The organism is Ochrobactrum sp. SFR4, from assembly GCF_019730395.1.
Classification (GTDB): domain Bacteria; phylum Pseudomonadota; class Alphaproteobacteria; order Rhizobiales; family Rhizobiaceae; genus Pseudochrobactrum.
On the sequence record NZ_JAAPBB010000438.1, the window covers coordinates 1 to 340 of the forward strand.

The window sequence follows — 340 nt, forward strand, 5'->3', positions numbered from 1 at the left end:
CAAGGTTCATCTTGTTCCCTTTGGTGAATATCTGCCGCTGGAAGGCCTGCTGCGCTCGCTAGGCATGCAGGAAGTGATTGAATTGCCCGGCGGGTTCACAGCCGCTCCTGCGCGTCACTCCATGAATATCAGTCCGAAACTGACGCTGCTGCCGCTGATTTGCTATGAAGCAATTTTTCCGTCTGAACTTGATTATTAGGGTAAAGCGGTGGATGCGATTATCAACATTACCAATGATGCCTGGTACGGTAACACACCGGGGCCTTACCAGCACTTCCGGCAAGCACAATTACGTGCCGTTGAGCAGGGCTTACCCCTGTTACGCGCTGCCAATAACGGC

General features: G+C 52.9%; 1 pseudogene. It reads left to right on the forward strand.

The annotated features are described in order from the left end of the window. A pseudogene (locus tag HBA93_RS19720) lies at positions 1-340 on the forward strand (nitrilase-related carbon-nitrogen hydrolase); the annotation flags it as partial.